Origin of the sequence: Bradyrhizobium sp. 172 (assembly GCF_023101065.1) — a bacterium.
In the GTDB taxonomy this organism is placed as follows: Bacteria; Pseudomonadota; Alphaproteobacteria; order Rhizobiales; family Xanthobacteraceae; genus Bradyrhizobium; species Bradyrhizobium canariense_D.
The window spans coordinates 4885842-4906864 of sequence record NZ_CP064701.1 but is presented as its reverse complement, the minus strand read 5'-3'; the positions used below and the strand labels follow the sequence as shown (position 1 = coordinate 4906864).

Annotated in this window: 19 protein-coding genes and 2 pseudogenes; 13 read left to right on the top strand and 8 right to left on the bottom strand. The window is 58.3% G+C overall.

All coding sequences use genetic code 11. The features are described from left to right. The first annotated feature begins 315 nt into the window (after positions 1-315). A complete protein-coding gene (locus IVB07_RS23855) occupies positions 316-537 on the top strand; it encodes a hypothetical protein (RefSeq protein ID WP_026233805.1) in 222 nt (73 codons plus the stop codon). Positions 538-592: 55 nt separating this feature from the next. On the opposite strand, the gene IVB07_RS23850 is transcribed toward IVB07_RS23855, so the two are convergent. Then, positions 593-934 (bottom strand): H-NS histone family protein, encoded by a 342-nt coding sequence (locus IVB07_RS23850; protein ID WP_026233804.1) that lies wholly within the window; start codon positions 932-934, stop codon positions 593-595. Positions 935-1572: 638 nt separating this feature from the next. Then, positions 1573-1704, bottom strand: a complete 132-nt coding sequence (locus IVB07_RS40445; RefSeq protein WP_256465122.1) for a hypothetical protein — start codon at positions 1702-1704, stop codon at positions 1573-1575. A gap of 202 nt (positions 1705-1906) precedes the next feature. Here IVB07_RS40445 and IVB07_RS23845 point away from each other — a divergent pair, with 202 nt between their 5' ends. Further along, positions 1907-2653 (top strand): response regulator transcription factor, encoded by a 747-nt coding sequence (locus IVB07_RS23845; protein WP_018459419.1) that lies wholly within the window; start codon positions 1907-1909, stop codon positions 2651-2653. A 12-nt stretch (positions 2654-2665) separates the two neighbouring features. Here IVB07_RS23845 and IVB07_RS23840 read toward each other — a convergent pair whose 3' ends face one another. After that, complete coding sequence (locus IVB07_RS23840) at positions 2666-2938, bottom strand: hypothetical protein (RefSeq protein WP_039800762.1); 273 nt, start codon at positions 2936-2938, stop codon at positions 2666-2668. A 1374-nt stretch (positions 2939-4312) separates the two neighbouring features. Here IVB07_RS23840 and IVB07_RS23835 point away from each other — a divergent pair. Beyond that, positions 4313-4795 (top strand): phasin family protein, encoded by a 483-nt coding sequence (locus IVB07_RS23835; RefSeq protein WP_018459417.1) that lies wholly within the window; start codon positions 4313-4315, stop codon positions 4793-4795. A 119-nt stretch (positions 4796-4914) separates the two neighbouring features. Then, positions 4915-5118 (top strand): hypothetical protein, encoded by a 204-nt coding sequence (locus tag IVB07_RS23830; protein ID WP_083926557.1) that lies wholly within the window; start codon positions 4915-4917, stop codon positions 5116-5118. Here IVB07_RS23830 and IVB07_RS23825 read toward each other — a convergent pair. Then, positions 5076-5867, bottom strand: coding sequence for a Crp/Fnr family transcriptional regulator (locus tag IVB07_RS23825; RefSeq protein ID WP_088930821.1), 792 nt, complete (start codon positions 5865-5867; stop codon positions 5076-5078). The genes IVB07_RS23830 and IVB07_RS23825 overlap by 43 nt on opposite strands. A gap of 584 nt (positions 5868-6451) precedes the next feature. Next, entirely contained in the window at positions 6452-7966 is a 1515-nt protein-coding gene (locus IVB07_RS23820) for a DUF2235 domain-containing protein (RefSeq protein ID WP_018459415.1), read from the bottom strand. Positions 7967-8144: 178 nt separating this feature from the next. Here IVB07_RS23820 and IVB07_RS23815 point away from each other — a divergent pair, with 178 nt between their 5' ends. The 7 genes and pseudogenes from IVB07_RS23815 (at position 8145) to IVB07_RS23785 (ending at position 16112) form a co-directional block, all read left to right on the top strand. After that, a complete protein-coding gene (locus IVB07_RS23815; RefSeq protein WP_026233801.1) occupies positions 8145-8345 on the top strand; it encodes a hypothetical protein in 201 nt (66 codons plus the stop codon). Between the two features lie 772 nt (positions 8346-9117). Continuing rightward, positions 9118-9260 (top strand): annotated as a pseudogene (locus IVB07_RS40720) (IS5/IS1182 family transposase); the annotation flags it as partial. 209 nt (positions 9261-9469) lie between these two features. Next, positions 9470-9612 (top strand): annotated as a pseudogene (locus tag IVB07_RS23805) (transposase); the annotation flags it as partial. Positions 9613-9907: 295 nt separating this feature from the next. Further along, complete coding sequence (locus IVB07_RS23800; RefSeq protein ID WP_247363378.1) at positions 9908-12043, top strand: alpha/beta hydrolase fold domain-containing protein; 2136 nt, start codon at positions 9908-9910, stop codon at positions 12041-12043. Positions 12044-12123: 80 nt separating this feature from the next. Next, positions 12124-13338 carry an ABC transporter substrate-binding protein gene (locus IVB07_RS23795; protein ID WP_247335525.1) on the top strand — a complete coding sequence of 405 codons (1215 nt, stop codon included), beginning with the start codon at positions 12124-12126 and terminating at the stop codon, positions 13336-13338. Between the two features lie 146 nt (positions 13339-13484). Then, positions 13485-15179 carry a long-chain fatty acid--CoA ligase gene (locus tag IVB07_RS23790; protein WP_026233697.1) on the top strand — a complete coding sequence of 565 codons (1695 nt, stop codon included), beginning with the start codon at positions 13485-13487 and terminating at the stop codon, positions 15177-15179. Between the two features lie 228 nt (positions 15180-15407). Then, positions 15408-16112, top strand: a complete 705-nt coding sequence (locus IVB07_RS23785) for a TetR family transcriptional regulator (protein WP_157643080.1) — start codon at positions 15408-15410, stop codon at positions 16110-16112. A gap of 350 nt (positions 16113-16462) precedes the next feature. Here IVB07_RS23785 and IVB07_RS23780 read toward each other — a convergent pair whose 3' ends face one another. From IVB07_RS23780 to IVB07_RS23770, 3 genes are all read right to left on the bottom strand, one after another. Further along, complete coding sequence (locus tag IVB07_RS23780) at positions 16463-17332, bottom strand: tripartite tricarboxylate transporter substrate binding protein (RefSeq protein ID WP_245288519.1); 870 nt, start codon at positions 17330-17332, stop codon at positions 16463-16465. 115 nt (positions 17333-17447) lie between these two features. Then, positions 17448-17693, bottom strand: coding sequence for a hypothetical protein (locus IVB07_RS23775; RefSeq protein WP_018458942.1), 246 nt, complete (start codon positions 17691-17693; stop codon positions 17448-17450). Between the two features lie 84 nt (positions 17694-17777). Further along, entirely contained in the window at positions 17778-18743 is a 966-nt protein-coding gene (locus IVB07_RS23770; protein WP_026233695.1) for a LysR family transcriptional regulator, read from the bottom strand. 163 nt (positions 18744-18906) lie between these two features. Here IVB07_RS23770 and IVB07_RS23765 point away from each other — a divergent pair, with 163 nt between their 5' ends. After that, positions 18907-19524 carry a UbiX family flavin prenyltransferase gene (locus tag IVB07_RS23765; protein ID WP_026233694.1) on the top strand — a complete coding sequence of 206 codons (618 nt, stop codon included), beginning with the start codon at positions 18907-18909 and terminating at the stop codon, positions 19522-19524. A gap of 32 nt (positions 19525-19556) precedes the next feature. Continuing rightward, positions 19557-20978: a UbiD family decarboxylase gene (locus IVB07_RS23760; protein WP_026233693.1), complete on the top strand. Its 1422-nt coding sequence runs from the start codon at positions 19557-19559 to the stop codon at positions 20976-20978. The last annotated feature ends 45 nt before the right edge of the window (positions 20979-21023 follow it).

Genomic DNA, 21023 nt, shown 5'->3' with positions numbered 1-21023 from the left:
GCCTATGTGGTCGAGCTGCCGTGAGCTCGTTGTGCGCCGAAAAGGTTTTATAAGCGAAAGTTGTTTGCGAGTTAATTGATGTATTTATGTTTATAATATTGCGAATTTAATGTCAATGACGGGCCGTGACCGCGCTCTGGCAGAGACGGCGCGGTAGTGCAACCTCAATGCTCGTAATGGACTGTGCGACCGGGTCGCCGTTGAGGGCTATGCTGTGACGGCGGGTCGTCATTTTAAATCGTTGAATTAACAAATTTAACCTGCCGCATGTCCATTCTGGCCTATTTTTATCTCAACGACGATTGGAGGACACTGATGACCCACCTGGATACCAACGGCGAAGATCGTCGTGAGTTCTTGAAGAGCTGCGGAAAATTTGCCGCCGTCACCCCTCCTGCCATGACGCTGTTGCTGTCCACCTCTCTGACTTCAACCGCCATGGCCAGTTCAGGCGGCCGTATTGTGCATGGCAATAATGGCTACGGCAACGGCGGCGGTGACGGCAGTCCTAACAATAAAGAGGATCGCGATCGCTAGATTTTGCGGTCCATGGACGGCCGCGCCGTTGCGGTGTGTCGGGGCCACGCCGTGCTCAACCGGTGCGGCGGCGCTTTTGGCTGGATGAGCGGTTAATCAACAAATCATTCAGCTTCTTGCCGGCTCGGAGCTGCGCCTTCAGCCAGCGGGGTTGCTTGCCACGACCGGACCAGGTCTCGGACGGGTTTTTCGGATTTTGATACTTCGGCAGCACTGGCGGGTAGGGGCGGCGCGCACGTTCCCCGTTGGGGGCCCCGGAAGTTCCCTCGATCCTGCGAAGCCGCTCTTCGAGCTTGGCTTTTTCCGCGATCATTCTCCGACTAAGAACAGTCGTCACTTCATCGTAAAGCCGCCACAGCTCAGCCGTGGTCGCGGATGCCCACTCGTCGTTCCTCATGGAAGCCGTCCCCACTACTTCCGATTTGAAATAGGAGGGGGGCTTATCAGGTCGAAGCCCCGTCGGGCAAGCCTGATCGGCCCGCGCACAGAACTCTAGTGTGCAGTGCGGTACTTCTTGACGCTACCAGCCGGGCCTGTGCCTTCGACCGGCCGGTCGCCTCCCAGCCGGTCTCCGCCGGCGGACCCTTCGCATCGGGCCGAGCAAGCGCTGCTCGGCCATCGACACGCGACTACGTAAATTCTGCAATTCGGTGAATTGAACGATCAGAGATTCATGCGTTTGCCGCAAAACAGCCGAAGAATACATATGACCACCTACTCATTACCAGCGATGACCCGTGACCGCAGATTGAAGTTTGCCGGGTTAGCGAAAATGTCGCCCGAACTTTGCTGACCAGGTTTTCATCGGTGCTGCTGCCGAAGCAGAGCCGTTATCGTTCGAGACGTCTGATTAATGGTTGGAAAATTTCCACTCCTCATATTGAGGTTGGATGAATAGTATTACTTTTTGAGCCTCCTCTTCGAGTTGTGGGTCGAGGCTTTTCAGCTGCCTCGCTCCGGTCAAGTTTGTCGAATGTTAGATTTGAATCATGAATGTGACTATATATCGTTCGTAATAAGTGGTCGGTGATGAGCTTAATGGCGGTTAACCAATCCTGACAAGGCAGCCACATACTGGAGCGCCAGATCTGCGGGAGAGTTTTGCAGATCATAGCCAGCTGAGAAGGCGCTGTTTTGTAGATGAATCGGCTGCTTCGGATTTTCCATGGAGGACCGCAATCCTACGGTGCTGCACGCATTCTCAAAGCGAGTTACAGTGGTGTGGCCATCATGCGTTGCCGATGCGCGCCGTGACGAATTGACAGTGCGGCGTTTTGGCAGAACGGATTGGTTGTGCTTCCCGCGCGTCGTGAGGTGAATGCAGGAATAAAAACTGCCGCGCGGGGTATCAGGAATAGGCAGGGGAAGCATGCGCCGCATCAGAGTCGTCATCGCGGATCGGCACCCGATCGTCTTGCAGGGGATCAGCAGCGTCCTTGCGGCGCAGCGCGATTTTGCGATCGTGGCCGCCTGCGGCGATACTGCAAGCTGCATTGGGGCCATCCGACTTCTGGTGCCCGACATTGCACTGGTCGATATTGCAATGCCCAGTATCAGTCGACCGGACATTCTGGCTATCGCAAACACCGCTGGCCAAGGTACCCGGGTCATTTTCTTCGCTGAAAAGACCGGCGATCAAAGGTTGCAGACGCTGGCCGCGGGCCGCGCCTGCCTCGTCCTCACGAGGGATGCTGAGCCGGAGATGCTGGTCGCGACCCTGAGGAAGGTTGCGGAACGCCAGGGACCGGTATCGCGGTCGCCGTGCACAGGTGGCGAGGGCCGTGGGGAGTCTCACACCGGTGAGGAAAAGGCTCCGACGCAGCTGACCGACCGGGAGCGGCAGATCATGAGACTTGTATCGGAGGGGCTGTCGAACAAGGAGATTGGGCGTTTCCTGAGCATTACCGATGGTACGATCAAAGTCCACCTTCACCACATCTTCCAGAAGCTCGATATCAGCAATCGAACAGTTCTCGCGGCATTTGCAATTTCGCAAAACGGGAAACATGCGGCCGCACGTGAACTCGCCTCTTCCGGCCTACTACAGCAGGGTTCGGCGGTTCGAAACGACGAGGACGTCAAGCGCAGCAATGTCCTTCCGGAACGCACGCGTTAGCTGGACATCGCATCATGCTGGGCCGTGAGCATCGGTTGCGGCGCGCAGATGCTCGGCCATGTTGCGGCAGACTCCTTCGGCCTCAGCCAATGTTCGGAAGGGCGACCCGCTGATCTTGATCGCGCCATTGTTCTCGTAGAGTGGTCGCCAACTCGCCAGGTACCCGGAGCGTCCGTGAAAGCCCGGACCGGTAGGGCTCTCCAGGCTGATCACAAACGAGAAGCCATCGCCGCTCGCGCTCCAGATCTCCATGTTTTCGATGGGCCGGTGAAATTGCAGTGGCATGGCAATCATCCGTCGTGCGCTGCCCTTAATCAAGCTAATCAGATATATGCATATTAAATATTAGTTTGACACTCCAGATTGGGGTCCCGGCGCCGGGGCGAGCAAGCCCGAGGCCATGCTGGCAATCTGCCGGCGGCGCACGCCTCGCAATCCCCATCTTTCAAACAAAATTTTGGTTGAAAGTCTATTTAATATATAATACCAATAAAGCAAATTAAATCAAGGGGAGCCCATCGTGACCCAAGGTGGCAATGAAGATGACGACCGGCGGGCGTTCCTGAAAACCTGCGGAAGATTCGCGGCCGTGACACCCCCCGTCATAACGCTGCTGCTGTCGACCTCGCTGACCTCGACAGCCATCGCACGTTCAGGCGGACAGAACGGAGCAACGCATGGCGATGACAGGGACCAGTCATTCTTCGACAACGATCGTCCGTCCTCTGCGGCCTCGGGGTCCTCTGGCGGCGGGTCACCTGGAGGTAGTGGCGGACCTGGGGGGCGCCGTGGTGGCTCATCTGCTGCTGGAAAGCCATCCGGCGGGGGCGGCAGATCGGGCGGAGCGACCGGTGGCAAAGGACCTTTCGCGACGGGAGGGAACTCCGGAAATCCGGCCGCATATGGAGGGGTCGATTGTGCAGATGAAGAAGACGACGAGCGGAGGCACAAGCCCGAGTGCGAGCGAGCCGCCTCTCGACTTTCGAGCGCAACCCGCTCCGAGCCTTGACAACGGTTGGATCCGCTGTTGTTGCAAGCTGAGCAGCCAGACCCAATGCAGCGTGCCGTGCGCCGGGGCACATGAGTACTTTTTTAACGCGCCGCCGCATCGTCATCGGCAACGCAGCATGCCGAATTAGTCGCGTTTTCCTTTGATTTCATATTTTTTTGCCCACGTCAAAGCTGGCGGAATTCTCGCGGACATATTGCTAGGAGACCTCACATGAAAATCTGCGCTCGAGTGGACAATCCTGCCGCTGTTCTTCGCCAGCGTCTCGAAGCGCTTGCCTCTCAACTCGCAGAACTTGAGAGTCTCAGGGACCGGGTGGATCGAGAAGAGAACCATCAGCGCGAGCTGCGCCAGTCCGGCTATCTCAGACGACGAGCAAGCTCAGAGTGCAACCGAGCGGTCGCTGCAACGTCGCAGATCTAAAGCTCCGCCTGGTCGCAACCCATCAAATTATTTCAGCGAGAGTCCGAAAGCGAACGGATGTTTCGAATTTAATCGATCATATTTGGCTTCGGCAGGGGCCGAGCGGTTCATCCGCAGCAGCCTCCGGTCACGCCGAGAACAGGGGCGCTGGTTTTCTGGCGCAGTACGTGCCGGGAGCGGGGAGTCTTCAATCCATTAACTAGTTTCGCTCGAAAGGATGAAAGCTCGTGAATGATGCCAATGTGAAAGTCGAAACGCAGGCCGATCCGGTGAATGAGAACACGAATGGTGCAAAACCAAGGTTCGATTTGCCGCTTTTGAATTTCCAGGAACTCCTCCGTGGCTTCGCCGAGCAGGGCGCCGCACAGACCAAGAACAATATCGCGAGCATGAAAGCGACTTCCGAGGAGATCAGCGACATTCTCCGTGAAGCCTGCTCTATGAACGCCAGAGGGGCCGTCGATTACGGCGCCAAGGTCATCGAGATTTCCAAAGACAATACCAGCGCCACCCTGGAGTTTTTATCTCGCCTCGCTGAGACCAGGTCGCTGCTGGATATCGTGCATCTTTCGACCGCCCGAAGCCGCGAGGCTTTCGAAGTCGTCTCCGCACAGAATAGGGAGCTTTGGGAGCTCGCGCAGAAAGTTGCGATCGAGACGACCGAGCCCATCAAGACCAGCTTCAACAGAGTGCTGCACAAGACCGTCTGAACCGAGGCTACCGGCCGCGCGGATCGACTGGACAGGCGTCTCCGCAACGGGGGGACGCTCGGTCCAGTCGATGGCGGGCCAACGTGCTCAGGGTCCGCAACAGATTGCAGGAAATCAAGATGGGTGTGGTAATGATCAAGTGCCCGGAAACGGGCGACGCTATTTCGACGGGTATCGAGACTGATCGCGAAAGGTTTCGCTGCAGCGCGGTATTCTTCTCGCGCACCTATTGTCGGGTCTGCGCGGCTACACACGAGTGGTTCGCGCGAGAGGCCTGGGTCTACGAGCCTGCCCTGGATAGTCGGTTGCCGGGCGGCTGGTAGGCGTCTCGTGCCGGCGCCGCTTGAATAAGTCCTGCTCCGCCACGCGAGATTATCCGATCGATCCTGCGGCTCATCACCTTGTAGCACTCGCATGCCACGGCTTCGAGCCGCGGCCGGTCAATCTCGAGCTGACCGCGGCGGTTGGATTTCAACGCTCTTGACGCGCGCAACGCCCTCACAACATGCGTGACCGTGGTGCGTCGGACGCCCAGTAGCTCCGACATAGTCTCCTGGGTCAAAGGGAGGAGATTGCTGCCATTCGCCCGGTCATGAATTTGAAGCAGCCAGCAGGCCATCCGAGCTTCGACGGAGTGCAGTGCATTGCAGGCCGCGACGTGCTGAAATTGCGTCAGCAGCGATCTCGTGAAGATCTGCACCATGGATGCGATCGCGGGGCTGCGACCCAGCGCCGGCAGAAATTGCGCCGCCGGGATCTGCAGCACGGCCCCTGGGACGCGGACCACCGCCGTCAGGGGGGAGCGGGATGCGCCAAGCGCCGACGTCAGACCGATGGCACCCTCATGGCCGACCAGCCCCGTGGCGACGGTCTGCCCGTTCGGCAAGTCCACAATAAAGGCAATCGCGCCACTGCAGGGGAAGAGAAGGTGATTGATCCGGTCGCCCGATCGGACCAGCACTGCGTCGCGCTCGAGCACGACTTTCCGCAGATGAGGTGCAAGCAAGGCAAAATCCGCCGGCGGCAACGCTGCTAACAATCGATTCTCAACTCTGGTCGCGTGATCCATCACGGGATTCGTCCCCGACGGATGGCCGGTGCTGGGACGGGGCCGCTGGTGCCCAACTGGCCGCACAACTCAACAGGGGTCCAACCGGTCACCGGAGATATGGTTCCCTTTGTAGAGTCGTGCGTGTGCGACGGCACCGCCACGCACGATCCCGCTAGATCCTGCGATTGGCTCCAACTGGGACCGGCAGGCTCGCGGGCATTGCAGTTGATGTCGGCCAAGCCTATCGCTCGTCCGGAAATAGTGTCATCCGAGCGGACGCTCTATGCCTGTGCGACGGATGCCAATTTTTGGCCGAGTATGCTAAGGCGGCGACCCGCCTAATCATTGAACGTTCTTAACTCGTGGCTGACTCTTAATCAGCGGGTCCCAGGTTCGAGCCCTGGTGCGCCCACCATATAAATCAAGACCTTAGCGAGAGAAACCGTTTGAGAAGGTCGAACTAAAACGGTTTTTCAAACGGTGTTTTTGATGGCCGGGTGGCGAGTCCACTCTCGGCATTGTGATGTGCCATCCTCGTCTCGGCGGAGGCCAAACGCGTCTCGAAGGCCGCCCGACAGAACCGCTTCCTCACTGTTGTATCTGGGTCAGAGCCGCCCGACATGGCCGGCGTATTCCCACTTCTGTTCAATGTCATCGGCGACGCATTGGGGCAGCTGCGCCGCGCTCCCATCGAAATAGTGCTTGAAGTCGACGTGGACCCTCATGTTGTCCGGGCGGTAGGCCACTATGCGATCGTAGAGAAGAACGGACGCCGCCTCGAAACGCCGATACACCGATTTGTGCATCGGTGATCTCGATTCTTCCGTCTCGGGATCGATCGGTAGGTCACGAACCCCGGCCTTGAGGAAGCCTCCCGCCTGCTCATTGTGCTGGGGACCCGCGGGATTGGGCGACAGCCGTAGCACACTGCCGTCGTGTTTCAGGCCGCCCGGAATGAGCGAAGCTCCGGCGAGCAACCAATTGAGCGCGACGTCTGAGAGCCGAGCCTCGTTCTCGATATAGCCGCCGCCGACATCGGCGTGCACGCCCGGAAACCAGACCTGTTCGAAGTAAAGATTGCCGTGCGCGTCTCGTTGGTCCTGCTTCTCGGCTGTGGGCGACCAGCCGACGCGCTTGAAATCGGCGCGGTTCTCGTCGATCGAGATCGCATGTTTGGCGTAGCCCACGTTGGGATTGAGGGTGGTGTCGTAGAATTTGTGCTTCGGCGGGGCGAGATGCACGGTTTGGAGGCGCTTCCATAATCCATAGCCGGGCAAGGATGGCGCGATCTTCAGATAGTTCATGAGAAAAGCAATCAGCGCTGTGGCGATGCCGAGGTAGCTCAGAATCCAGGCCACCCATCCGGCCCATGGAAAGACCGGCTGAAGGAAGCCACCGAGCCAGTGCAACCCGATCAGTAGCGCAATGCCGGCGGTCACGAGCGCCGCGCCCAGATATTTATGGCCGAGGGCGGCGACAGTATCGAACACGCCGATGAAGTAGGGAAAGACGTTCGCGTGCTCGGCGCCGTTGACGGTGGTTGTACTGCCGTACTGCCGTCTAAATTGTGCAGCGATTGCATCTCGAGTCTCCAGCAGGAACCGCCGGTATCCAAGAATCTTGCGCGAGTAGGATGGACAAAATTGATAGACATCCTTGACCGCATGCTCGGCCAGCTTGTGGATGCTCTTTGGATCGCGGCGCAAGTGCGAGCCATCGGGCATATGGCGCGGGACGCCGCAATGGGTCATGATCCCTGCAACCGATCGGACCGTGTAGGCGCCCCGGCTGAAACCGATCAGGAAGATCCGATCGCCTTCCTCATACAGGGCGATGATAGCGGCGTAGCAATCGACAATGTTCCGAGTGATCCCCAGGCCCGTCGCCATGCTGGCGAGATTGTACAGCCATCGCATCCAGCCAATCTTGAAATGACCGCCATCCGACGCCGAACCGAGACCGGCATCGTAGAAGGCGACCTGTTCGGATGGTTCGACCTTCGTGTCCGGGCCGACGCGGCAGGCGCGGTAGAGCTTGTAAACGTTTGTCCGCGCTTCGTCGAAATTGATGCCGCCAGCCTGACCTGTGCCGTCGGAAAAGATCACAATGTTCTTCGGCATTCACACCATCCCCCAAAAGTGCGCAAAAAGCCAATCTATCACAGATTGCGTAAGCCCAACTGTGAGCTGGCCCACTTGCGGACAGCGCGCCGGGACCAGGGTTCAGAGTCAACTGATCGAGAGTTGCGCCTCAATGCGGCTGTGCTAGTACGCCCACTCTCGAATCGAGGAGCTTAGAGTGGCGAAGAACGCAAAGAAGACGGCTACAAAGAAGAAAACTGTGCGCCGTGAATACACAACGGCTGACGTGAAAGAGCTGCGTGCTCATTCGAAAGCAAAGACGCCCGTTGCAAAAATCGCGAAGCTCACAAAGCGCTCCGAAGGCTCACTCCGCCAAAAGGCACTCAAGCTTGGAATCCGACTCGGTCACCAGCGCTAAAGGCGGCATTATGGCGCTCAATAGAGTGTTCTCGACCAGAACGTTGTTGCAAATCGTCTGCGTTCTCGTTGCTGTCCTCGCAATGAAGTTGTTGAGCGCTCATTATGATGTCAGCTGGGCGACCGCAATTGGCGGTTGACCAGAGGAATATCCTGGAAGGCTGAGCAGAAAAAAGCCCATCTAGTGGCGAAGCTATCACGCGGCGGTCGAGCGTACGAAGTAATGGCGGCTTCGAAGCCGCAGGGTAAAAGAGGCTAGTCAAATCGAGGGCGAACGATCTCCCGACGTGTGCGGCACGCCTTCAACCAGCAACCAGATCGTTATGAGCCGCAGAATATCGATCGCCTTCGTGGATTTTTCTGCTTTTTCGTTCGGGGAGATCGCGTTTGTGGCGTTTCGCTAGCGCCGTTTCTGGTGCGAAATTGGTGCGGTCTAATCTCGACCTTCGTTCTGTGGAACAGGAGGTCGGTGGTTCGAGCCCACCCAACTGTACCAACAAAATCAAAGCGTTACCCCAGTATCCACTCGAACGATCCGATTGCTTACCACATAGCTACCGCACCGACAGGATACGTCGTCTAGTTCCAAAAACAGGCGTGCTTAACGACAGGTCACAGCTTCGCGTCTCTTTACCGCACCATTTCCACCTGATGAAAATTACTCAACACTCCTCGCGATTCGGCGGCATGAGGCGATCTCTGAAAACTGAGAGGTGGTTGAGAGTAGCTTCCGCGTTTACGCGCTGACCGGATCGACCGGCATGTACGGATCGATCTCGCTGGACTCGACCTACATCAAAGCCCATCGCTCCGCAGCTGGCGCAAAAGGGGGGCCTTCAACAATGCAATCGGCCGCTCGCGGGGCGGGCAGACCACCAAAATCCACGCGCTGACTGACGATGTCGGCCGTCCCTTGGCCTTCCTGATTACCCCGGGCAACACCCACGACCTGGTCGGTGCACGCGACCTGATCGGCATAATCCGCAATCCGCGCCGCTTGCTGGCCGATCGAGCCTACGACGCCAGAGCTTACGCGACGAACTGGCCGCACGCCGTATCAAGGCCATGATCCCGCTAAATCCGACCCGCAAGCATCCGCAGCTACGACAAAGCAGCATATGAGGTCGAAACGTCATCGAGCGCATGTTCTGCCGGCTCAAAGACTTCCGCCGTATCGCAACTCGATATGACAAGCGCGCAGACATCTTCCTGTCTGCAGTCTGCTCGCAGCCGCAATCTCGCGGTGGCCAACTGAGCCCGGACCCTAGGGCGCCGGGGCTTGAGGGGCCAGCTGGCCGCGTGGCGGGTGTTGTCGCCGCGATACCAGGGAAGATCCTGGTCCCGGATCGTAGGCGCTACCTCCGTCCCGGCGGGCTCTCTCTCTCTCTCTCTTTTCATAGAGTCCTCAGCAAAATCAATTGGTTGAAGCGACGGCATTGTGGTGGTCCGGCTCGGCCAAGCGCGGTGAACCAAGAGCATCCGCTTGACGAGGTTGCCGGAGTGAAGCTACTTACGAACATTCGTTAGTAGTCGATCACGGCAGCTGGTGGAGCGAGACAACCGATGCGGATGATTATCGTAGGAGCCGGAATTGCCGGCATGACTGCAGCAATTGCGCTTCATCAGAAGGGGCACGAGGTCCTCGTCCTGGAGCAGGCGACAGCGCTCAAGGAGATCGGTGCCGGCATTCAGATTGCCGCCAATGCTACGCTGGTCCTTCGCGAGCTAGGCCTTGAAAAAGACGTTGCAAACGTCAGCGTGATTCCGCAGTCGTACGAGATGCGGGATATCAGCACCGGTAAGCTGTTAAACTTGTCACCGCTTGGCGATCTCGGAACCAGGCATTGGGGCGCGCCGCTGTACAATATTCATCGCGCCGACCTTCTTGATCTATTAGCGAGCGCCGTTCCATCGGGAACATTGAGATTCGGTGCGCAAGTCGCTGGCTTTGAGCAAGACGACGACGGTGTGACCGTTCGCCTCGCTTCGGGCGAGCAAGTGCGCGGCGATATTCTGATCGGTGCGGACGGTATCCATTCCGTAATCCGAAAACAGTTGCGGGGCGCGGAGCCGACGCAGTTTTCGAACATCTTGATGTGGCGAGCGCTGATCCCCGCGGAAATGTTGCGTGATGTTCATCTCGAAGAGAAGGGAAATTATTGGCTTGGGCCGGGGCGCACGCTGATCACCTACTGGGTGCGGCCGAACAATCTCTACAGCATTCTGGCCTCGGTACCCGCTGCGGAGGTCCAACGCGAATCTTGGACCGAAAGCGGCGACATTGAAGACCTGCGACGATCCTTTTCCGACATCGAGCCGAGGGCGCGGAAGATGATGGAGCAGATCGAATCCGGCTTTATCACGGGCATGTACTACCGCGATCCAATCGACCGTTGGACGTATGGGCGCGTGACGCTGATGGGGGATGCCGCGCATCCTATGGTGCCTTTCCTGGCGCAAGGTGCTGCGCAAGGCATCGAGGACGCCTGGACTATGGCGACGGTGCTGGAAAAGGCCTCGAAGAAAGACGTTCCAACTGCGCTTCAGGAATACGAGCAACGCCGCCGTCCACGGACAACGCGTGTGCAAGCAGGCGCTCGTGCGATGGTGAAACTCACCCACGAAACGGAGCCTGATCGCATTCGAGCAAGGAATGGACGCTGGAAGGGTATGCAGCACATCGATCCCATGACGGAGACAACATGGGGATTTGTCTGGGGATATGATGTGTTGAAGGCCGTCAAGCTGCCTGCCGGCGAAGTTTTGGGTTTGTCGGCCACCAAGGAAGGCAAGAGCCTGAAGCGGCCGGAGAGCCAGCGCGCGTTTTCTCTTTGGAAAAATGCGTTCTCGCCCGAGCAAGTTGCGCGTGGGCATGACGGGCTTCGAGAAGGATACGAGGAATTTCTGGCGACGAATTTTCCCCTCAGTAAGGAGGTTGGGGTCGAGTCCCTTGAGTTGCATGGCGTCCCGTCGCTGCGTGTGCATGCGTTGAGGAAGCGCGCAAACGCGCCGACCGTTCTGCATTTTCATGGTGGGGGCTACGTGCTCGGTTCAGCGCGCGGATCGCTTGAATATGCGCATCGGCTCGCGGAAGCCGTCGGTGGTACGTCCATTGCCGTGGATTATCGGCTGGCGCCGGATCATCCGTACCCAGCTGCGATAGACGATGCGCTCGACGCATATCGTGGCCTTGTTAATAGCGGCGTTCCGGCGTCTTCCATCATCCTCAGCGGAGAATCGTCCGGCGGCGGACTCGCGCTTGCGTTGGCGCTGGCGCTGAAGACCGCAGGAACTCCGTTGCCGGCCGGCATCATCGGCGTGTGCCCATTCGTCGACCTTACTTTGCGCGGACCGAGCGTATCCCAGTTCGCCGGAGATGATCCCGCCGCAAATCGCGACATGCTCACATATCTCGGCGCTTCGTATTTCCAGGGGCATGAGCCCACAGACCCCATGGTCTCTCCTCTCTACGGCGATCTCGCCGGGCTTCCGCCGCTGTTCCTGACCGCGAGCGAAGGAGAGGTGCTGCTGAGCGATACAACTCGCTTGATCGAGCGTGCACAGAAGGCCGGAGTCGATGTGACCTCGCGGATCGTGGATGATTCCGTGCATGTCTACACAATCTTTCCGTTCCTGCCGGAGACCGCCTCGACAATGAAGGCGATTGGGGAATGGATCGAAGGAAGTTTTAATCGATAAGCCTGGATGCGAAGTCAGGCTCGCTTCGGTGTGGCCTCACCTCGTTGAAAGACCAATCACGAAATGAGGAGGAGAATTCTATGGGGATTGCCAGGGGATTAATGCTCGCGTCCGCTCTCGGAGTGATGTTCACGGGAGGCCTGCAAGCGCAGCGACTGGGTATTTCAAACGACGTCGTGAAGATCGGCATCCTCGGCGATATGTCTGGTGTCTTTCAGGATCTCAGCGGGGCAAGCTCGGTAGTCGCGGCGCGCATGGCCATTGATGATTTCGTCAAGAATGAAGAACCTCCATTCAGGGTCGAACTGGTCGTATCCGATCATCAGAACAAGCCGGATATCGCGATGACCCGCGTTCGCGAGTGGTATGATGTCGACGGTGTCGATATGGTCACGGATTCGATCAATTCAGCAGTTGCTTTGGCGGTATCGGGACTTACGCGCGAAAAAAATCGCGTCCTGATGGTCACTGGTGCAGGAACCGTCAGTTTGATCAACGAGCAATGCTCGCCAAATACTGTGCTTTATACCTGGGACACGTACGGAATCTCCCGCGCTCTGGCCGGGTCCATCACGCGCTCAGGTAACAAGAACTGGTATTTCCTGTCCGTTGACTATGCGCTGGGTCAGGCGATCGAGAAGGATGCGACCAAAGCGATCATCGCTGCGGGTGGCAAGGTCATCGGGTCGCGGAAGCATTCGACCGGAACCTCTGATTTTTCGTCATTCGTGCTGAGCGCTCAAAGCTCGGGAGCGGATGTGATCGGATTGGCAAATGCGGGCGGCGATCTGATCAACGCGGTTAAGGCGGCGCGCGAGTTCGGGGTTTCCCAGACACTTGCCCCGATGGCCGCGACGCTGATGGATGTGCATGCGATCGGATTGGAAGCCGCGCAAGGCATGGTTCTGGTGGAGGGATTCTATTGGAATCGTAACGATGAGTCGCGGGCGTGGAGTCAGCGTTTCTTCAAGGAGCGCAATAGAATGCCGATCATGCTCCAGGCCGGCCTCTATTCCGCCATCACGACTTACCTGAAGGCGGTCAAGGAGACCGGGACAGACGAAGCGAAGACGGTGCTTAATCACATGAAGACAATGGCGATCAATGATGTTTTCGCTAAGGGAGGGCGGATTCGTGAGGACGGTCGCATGGTCTACGACATGTACGTCCTGGACGTGAAGAAACCCGCGGCATCCAACGGCGAATGGGACGATCTCAACGTTCGCGAAACAGTATCCGGGGCAGACGTCTATCAGCCGCTTTCCGAGTCAAAGTGCCCGCTGGTGTACAAATGACCAGAGTTGGCGGCGTGGGCTGACCGGAAAGCTACGGATGTAGCTAAGAGGATTCTCGCCAACGATGCTGTGACAGCTACACCCCGGAAACCGCGCCGCTGTTGAGCGACTGTTCGAATTCTTCGTCTGGACTAAAGGTTGGCAAAATGCAGCGTGATAAGCGATCGTTAACGGCCTGGCCAAAGCGGCTGCCGGCTGCAGTTGAGCCTCCCGCCACCTCGTTGTGGGACAATCTGGCCGTCAATGCGCGCCGATATCCGGATCGGACAGCATTGGCTTTCCTGGGTGGTAACATCAGCTATCAGCAGCTGAAGCAGACCTCTGAGCGATTGGCTGGCCGTTTGCATGCGCTTGGCGTTCGGCGGGGAGACCGCGTCCTCGTGGTGATGCAGAACTGCCCTCAACTCGTGATCGCGCACTTTGCAATTGCTCGAGCAAACGCCGTTGTTGTGCCTGTCAATCCGATGAATCGAGCGGAAGAACTGCGTCACTACATCACGGATGCGCAAGCAAAGGTGGCGATTACGACAGCGGATTTGGCCGGGGAGCTAGCCGCTGCGAGCAATGGCATCGAATCCGGCAGTCATCTGGAGCATCTGATCCTCAGTCACTTCGCCGATGTGTTCAGTGAAGACGAGCAATTGGCGATACCGCAAGGGTGGCGGGACTGGCTAACGGCGCGGCATCCTTCGCCGAACCTCGCTCGCGGCAACGTCGTCCAATGGCGTGATGCAGTGCGGACAGATGACGCGCCCGGCGAACTGCTCATAAATTGCGATGACCTCGCGCTTCTTCCGTATACCAGCGGGACCACCGGTCTGCCGAAGGGGTGTATGCTGCCTCATTCGAACGTCATGCACAACGCCATAACGATGTCGTTCTGGACCAGCGGCACGCCGGAAATGGTGAGTCTCGCGGTTTTGCCCTTGTTTCATATTACGGGCATCGTGTGCGTAATGCACGCTTCGATCTTCTCGGGGGGAACGATGGTCATCATGCCGCGGTGGGATCGCGAAGTGGCCGGCCAACTCATTTCGCAGTACGGTGTGAGCCACTGGACGTCGATTCCCACCATGATAATCGATCTGTTGGCCAGTCCCCGTCTCGATAGCTACGACCTATCCAGCCTCGTCTATATCGGGGGCGGCGGTGCGGCGATGCCTCAGACCATCGCCGAACGTCTGCTTGATCAATTTGGGCTGCAATTCGTTGAAGGGTATGGTCTCACCGAGTCATCAGCGGTTACGCTGATGAACCCGTGCGACACGCCAAAGCTGCAATGCCTGGGTATCCCCTTTATGAGCGTCGACGCGCGGATCATAGATCTCGATAGCGGGCTTGAGGTGGCCGACGGGGAGCAAGGCGAAATCGTCGTACATGGTCCGCAGATTTTTCGAGGGTACTGGAAGCGCGAAGACGCCACCAAAGAGGCGTTTATGACAATCGGCGGGAAGCGGTTTCTGCGTACGGGAGATATCGGATATAAGGACCAGGATGGCTATTTCTTCATCACGGATCGCCTCAAGCGCATGATCAACGCGTCGGGGTACAAGATATGGCCTGCCGAGATCGAGGCGCTCATGTTCCGACATCCGGGAGTTCAGGAAGTTTGCATCATCAGTTCAACGGACACTTACCGGGGCGAAACAGTGAAAGCCCTTGTCGTGCGCAAGCCGTCGCATGGGGATCTCACCGCGCAAAGCCTGATTGAATGGTGCCGCACCCAAGTCAGCGCGTACAAAGTTCCTCGGATTGTCGAGTTTGTAGTTGGGTTGCCAAAGAACGCCTCGGGCAAGGTGATGTGGCGCTTTCTGCAGGAAGGCGAATCCGCGAATAGATAATCGTCTCTAACAGTTGCCCGGAGATGATCACCGGGGTTGAATTATGTACTTCTGAATCGTCGTTGCAGGTGCGGCGCGTCTAGGCTGTATCTACTATCCGTCTGGAGGATCGATGCGCTTGGCAGTTCGGCATGGTTCGGCCAACTCTTTTGCTGAGGTCGATTGGTCGTGTGGAGCAAGACGTAGATGAGCCGGACAGTAATGAAGCGGACTCGAACAGGAGCGCTAGTGCCAACTGACGGAGCAGCCCTCAGTTATCTTGGCGAGGCAATCGACGAGGCAGCCATTGTTCAGCTGCCGGAATCTTCTGCTGGCCGGGCACGTATTCGCATTCTCCTGGCCGCCATAGCGTTGTTTGCTGAACGAGGTTACGAGACCTGCAGTATGCGCACAATTGCCAGCGCTGTCGATCTGCGTGCACCGACGCTTTACAATTACTACCCTTCAAAGGAGGCTTTGCTCGTAGCAGCGATTGATTTCGGTATCGATAATTTCTTCTCGTGCGTCCTCAAAGATATCGATCAAATAGGGCGAGGCCAACGCTTGTTCGAAATCGCTCGGCGTCATGTGGGTTATAAGTTACGTCATCAGGTGATCGCTCGGGCCAATGATCGGCTCATTGATCCTCAGTTTGGGAAGCTGTTTCTTTCCGAAGATGACCGAAAACACTTTGGCAGGCGTCTCGACGATTACAGATACAAGATACACGGTTTGGTTACAGACTTCGTCGGTGAAAGCGATCCAGTCGATCCAATGTTCGTCACGCTTTCCATTATGAACCAATGGGATCGTTCGGCCTATTGGTACAACCCTGAGGGAAGGCTATCACATGCGGAAACGCTGGAGCAGATATTGATATTGACACGCCGTCTTTTGAATGTAGACGTCGATGGACAAAGCAAGGGCCTCCCTAAATCCAAGCGCCAACGTTGACTCCGATCAACGGGAATAAATTTGATGCGCTTTTCGCTCACGAATAAAACAGGTATTCGCGAGAACGCAGGCTGCTGATGAAGCGCGCAGCCTAGGGCCGAATAATTGTCCTGCGCGGATAGCTTAGTTGAGATCAGCGCGGTTGGAAGCTCCGCCGGAGGAATTCCTGGAGAACCACCGATCACTTGTTGTTAGATAACCCAGAGATCCCAATCTCACGGATGTTCGGCGGATCACTTAGTTCATGCTCGTTCATGAAGAGAAAAGCGTCAGCAGGGCGGCGCCAAGGCAAAGGTCGCTCAGCCGGCGGTGAGTAGCGCCGCCGCCCCAGGCCGTTTCAACTGGCGCGTTCACATTGGTTCAATTCCGATCTTTCTGATGATCGCGGCCCATTTGGCACTTTCCGACGCCATGAAGTTTCTGAGTTCTTCCGGGCCGAGGACAAGCGGTTCGGCGCCTTGCTCGACGAAGAGGGTGCGCACCTTGGGATCATTCATGGCGTCCACCACAGCGGCATAAAGCTTGTCGATCACGGCCTTGTTAGTGTTGGCCGGCGCGAGCAGGGCAAGCCAGGCAGAGCTTTCGTAGTCCGGAAGGCCTGCCTCGGCAGCCGTCGGGATGCCGGGTAGCGCAGTCATGCGCTTGCTGCTGGCGACCGCGAGTGCCCGCGCATCGCCGTTCCTGATCAGGCCGATCACGTTGGGCAAAAGCTGGAATCCGAGCGGCACCTGGCCGGAGAGGAAGTCCGGCGTGTAGTTGGTAATGTTGCGATAGGAGACGTGTGTGAGTTCGGTGCCGGTGAGTTGCTCGAAATAGGCGCCGGCCAGATGCTGTGACGAACCGACCCCGACCGTGCCATAGTTCAGTTCCTTGGGATGTGTCTTTGCGTATCCGATCAATTCGCGAAGCGATTTCGGCGGAAGTTTCGAATTGATGACCACGACGTTCGGCAGGACGGCGAACAGGCCAATCGGCGCGAGATCCTTCAGTGGATCGTAGCCGAGGTCCCTGAACAACGACTTATTCGCGGCCAGAGGCCCGGAGGTGCTCATCAACAGCGTATAGCCGTCCGGTGCGGCATGCGCGGCTGCCGCAGTGCCGATATTTCCGCCGGCGCGGGGGCGATTGTCGACCACGAAAGTCTGCCCCAGCGACGTGGCCATCCTGTTGAGCAGGATACGCGTGATCACGTCGCTGGCGCTGCCTCCGGCAAAAGGCACGTACACCTGGATCAGTCGACTGGGATAATCGGTGGGTTGCGCTTCAGCGGAGGGCGCCCCCGCGACCGCAAGGATCACAGCCGCGCATATGGGCAGGAGCGATCTCCGGGCGCTCCTAAAGCCTTCTGCATGCCGCGCCGTACACCTTGTAGTCCTGCTGCAACCAAGCCTTCCCATGTTCGGACTCCATCTTTCGACTGCCTTTTTGAATTGCAGTCTGTTGGAATTCGCCCAGATATCCGGGAGCTAGGATGGCGCGAGGCACCGCGGCCGCGGCCTTGACGTTCGCCTGGAAAACTTGTCCCGCCACGAATTCTGCGCTTGCGGCGAAAACGTAATCAGGCGGGAATGTAACCGTCATGCCGGTTCGTCTCGAAACTTACCAACCGGTCTCATTCTGAGCTACGGCGCGTCATCCTTCCGAGTGGGTTCGGCGAATCGAAGTCTAGAAGGTAGTTCGTCTGCGAAGCTGTTGGCGCGAGCCGCTAGAAGGCGACCCCACGAGCGTCCGAACCGAAGCCGCAGCCTCCGCCAGATCATGGCTGATAATGTCAAGCACGGCCCTTGCAGCGACGGATACCGCCCTTCGTGGATGATGAACCCAGGCAATCGAGCGAACGATTTTTTGTTCGCCGAAGCGATGGGCTCGGATGGTCCCGGCCGAAAGGGACTGCCGCAGCGCGATGGTCGGCAAAACCGTTGCAAAATCGGTCGTCGCGAGCACGTCGCACAGAGCTGGCAGCGTGTCGAGCTCTAGCCGCGGTCTCAGGTCGATGCCGACCGCGGCAGCGTGCTCGTCGAGGATCAGTCTCAAGCCATGCCGTTTCGAGGGCAACACCAGATCGAAATCAGCGATGCGATCGAAGCGCAGTCTTGCCGGTGGCTTGATCGGTCCCTCTTTCCGGCAGGCCAAGACCATTTCCTCGTCCATCACGTGATGCGCGGCGAGGGAAGTCCGCCGGCGCGGTACGTTGATGAGCGCGAAATCGAGCTGGCCGGTGTTGACCCAATCGACCAGCGTTTCGGTGTAGCCTTCACAGGCGGACAGAGTGATCTCGGGGTATCGGCTGGCAACGGTTGCCGATGACCTTGCCATGATGCTTTGCGCGACCGAGGTGATGAGGCCGACAGACACCCGGCCGGAGATGCGTCCGCCGAGTTGCGCCATCTCCTGCTGCGCGTGCTCGGCATCGCGCACGATCGGCGCCGTCAGCCGCAGCAGCGTCTCGCCCGCGCTGGTCAGCGTCATCCCCTGAACGCTGCGGTCGAACAGCTTCTGGCCAAGCTCGGCCTCGAGCTTAGCGATCTGCATGCTCAGCGCGGGTTGCACGATGTTGAGCTGGCGTGCCGCGCGGGTGACGCTCTTTTCTTCGGCCAGGCACAGGAAATATTGCATCTGCCTGATTTCCACGGCGTTCTCCTCTCGTTCTGCGGATGAAGCCATCATTTCAGGTGATCGATACCATAATCAATCATTATTTGTGCTGATGATGGCCACTGCATAGTCTGGTCCATCGGTTGCGCGGCTCGGTCATGGGCCCCCGAACGCCAATCATGGGGGCGGAATGACAAACATGCAGGCCACGCCCAAGCGGCTCATCATCGGTATTTCGGGTGCATCGGGCGTCACTTATGGCGTGCGCATGCTGCAATTGTTGCGCAACGCCGGCGTCGAGACACATCTGGTGATGTCGAAGACCGCCGAACTGACTTTCGCCTATGAGACGGACCTGAAGATCGCGGAGGTGAGGGGGCTTGCCAATGTCAGCCATGCGATCGATGACATGGCTGCCTCGATATCGAGCGGCTCGTTCCGCACCGCCGGCATGATCGTAGCACCTTGCTCGATGCGTTCGATGTCCGAAATTGCATCTGGCGTGACCACTACGCTGCTGACCCGCGCCGCCGACGTCGTGCTCAAGGAGCGTCGACGCCTGGTGCTCATGGTGCGCGAAACCCCGCTGCACACCGGCCATCTGCGCACGATGACGGCATTGTCCGAGATGGGCGCAATCGTCGCGCCGCCGGTGCCCGCGTTCTATGCCAAGCCTGAGAACCTGGAAGAGATGGTCGATCATACCGTTGGCCGCGTGCTCGACCTGTTCGACGTGGATGTCGGCATCGTGCGCCGCTGGGGCGAGGACGATGCGCTGAAGCATCGTCCGCGAGCGGTGCGCAAGATCGTTCCCTGACGATTGTGACGACTTGAGGAAAGACCAGTCATATGCGAACTGAACACATGGTAAGGCAAGAGGCTAATCCGCCTTCCGATCTGCGAGCATGGCTTACCCATCTTATCGGACGTGGCAGGCTCGCGATTGCTCGCGAAGGCGTTGGCCTCGTCGACGAACTGGCCGCGGTCGCCAAGCGCCTTGAGCGCGACCGTGCCGTGTTGTTTCCGCGCCCCGGCGGACACGAGATTCCAATCGTCGCCAATCTGTTTACCGGTCGTGACTGGGTCGCTGACGCCATTGGGGTCAGCGAGGATCAATTGCTGCCGCGATTTCTAGCGGCCGCGCGCGAGCCGCTGCCGACCAATGAAGTGGCAAGCGGGCCAGTGCAGGAGGTCGTCCATGGCAACGTCGATTTGCTCCACCAGCTTCCGATTCCCAAGCACAACGAGCGCGACAGCGGGCCGTATATCACGGCCGGATTGCTGATCGCACGCAATCCCGAAACCGGCGTCCAGAACGTCTCAATCCACCGCTGCCAGATTAGCGGCCCGAACCGTATCGGCGTCCTGCTGCTTCCGCGCCACACGTTCTCCTACCATCGTATCGCTGAAAAGAAGGGGCAGGCGCTTGAAATCGCGATCGTCATCGGCGCTCATCCGGTCCTGCTGCTTGCCTCGCAGGCGATTGCGGCGTTGGACGAGGACGAAATGGCGATTGCCGGTGCGCTGCTGGGCAAACCCGTGGACGTCGTGAAATGCCGGACCAATTCGGTGCGCGTTCCCGCGCACGCGGAAATTGTGATCGAAGGACGAATCCTGCCCGGTGTGCGCGAGCCGGAGGGACCATTCGGTGAATTTCCTCAATATTACGGTCCCCGTGCCAATCGCGAGGTGATCGAGGTGGACGCGATCACGCATCGGGCGCAGCCCATCTTCCACACCATCGTCGGCGGTGGCTACGAGCACCTCATCCTCGGCGGCGTTCCACGAGAGGCGACCCTGCTGCAGCATCTGCGGCGCAGCTTTCCCAATGTGCTCGATGTTCGCCTCACGCGCGGTGGCACGTGCCGCTACCATCTCGCGATCAAGATTGACAAGACCAATGATGGCGAGCCGAAGAACGTCATGATGTCGGCGTTCGGGGCCCATTACGACGTCAAACAGGTGATCGTGGTGGACAGGGACGTTGATATCAGCAGCACCGACGAGATCGAATGGGCGGTCGCCACGCGCTTCCAGGCAGACCGGGATTTGCTGGTCGTTGCCGGCGCCCTCGGCTCCAAGCTGGATCCGACATCGAACGATGGTATTAGCGCAAAAATGGGCCTCGACGCGACAGCGCCCATCGATGCGCCCGAGCTCGCCTTCAAGCGGATACGTGTGAAGGGTGAGGACCAGGTCGACCTGGCCGCGGCTCTGCAAGCCGATCCGAACGCCGCATTCGCGCGAATTCTGGCAGAGGTCCGGTCGTGATCCAATTGCCGCAGCATGACTGCATCTTGAATCTATCCGCACGAA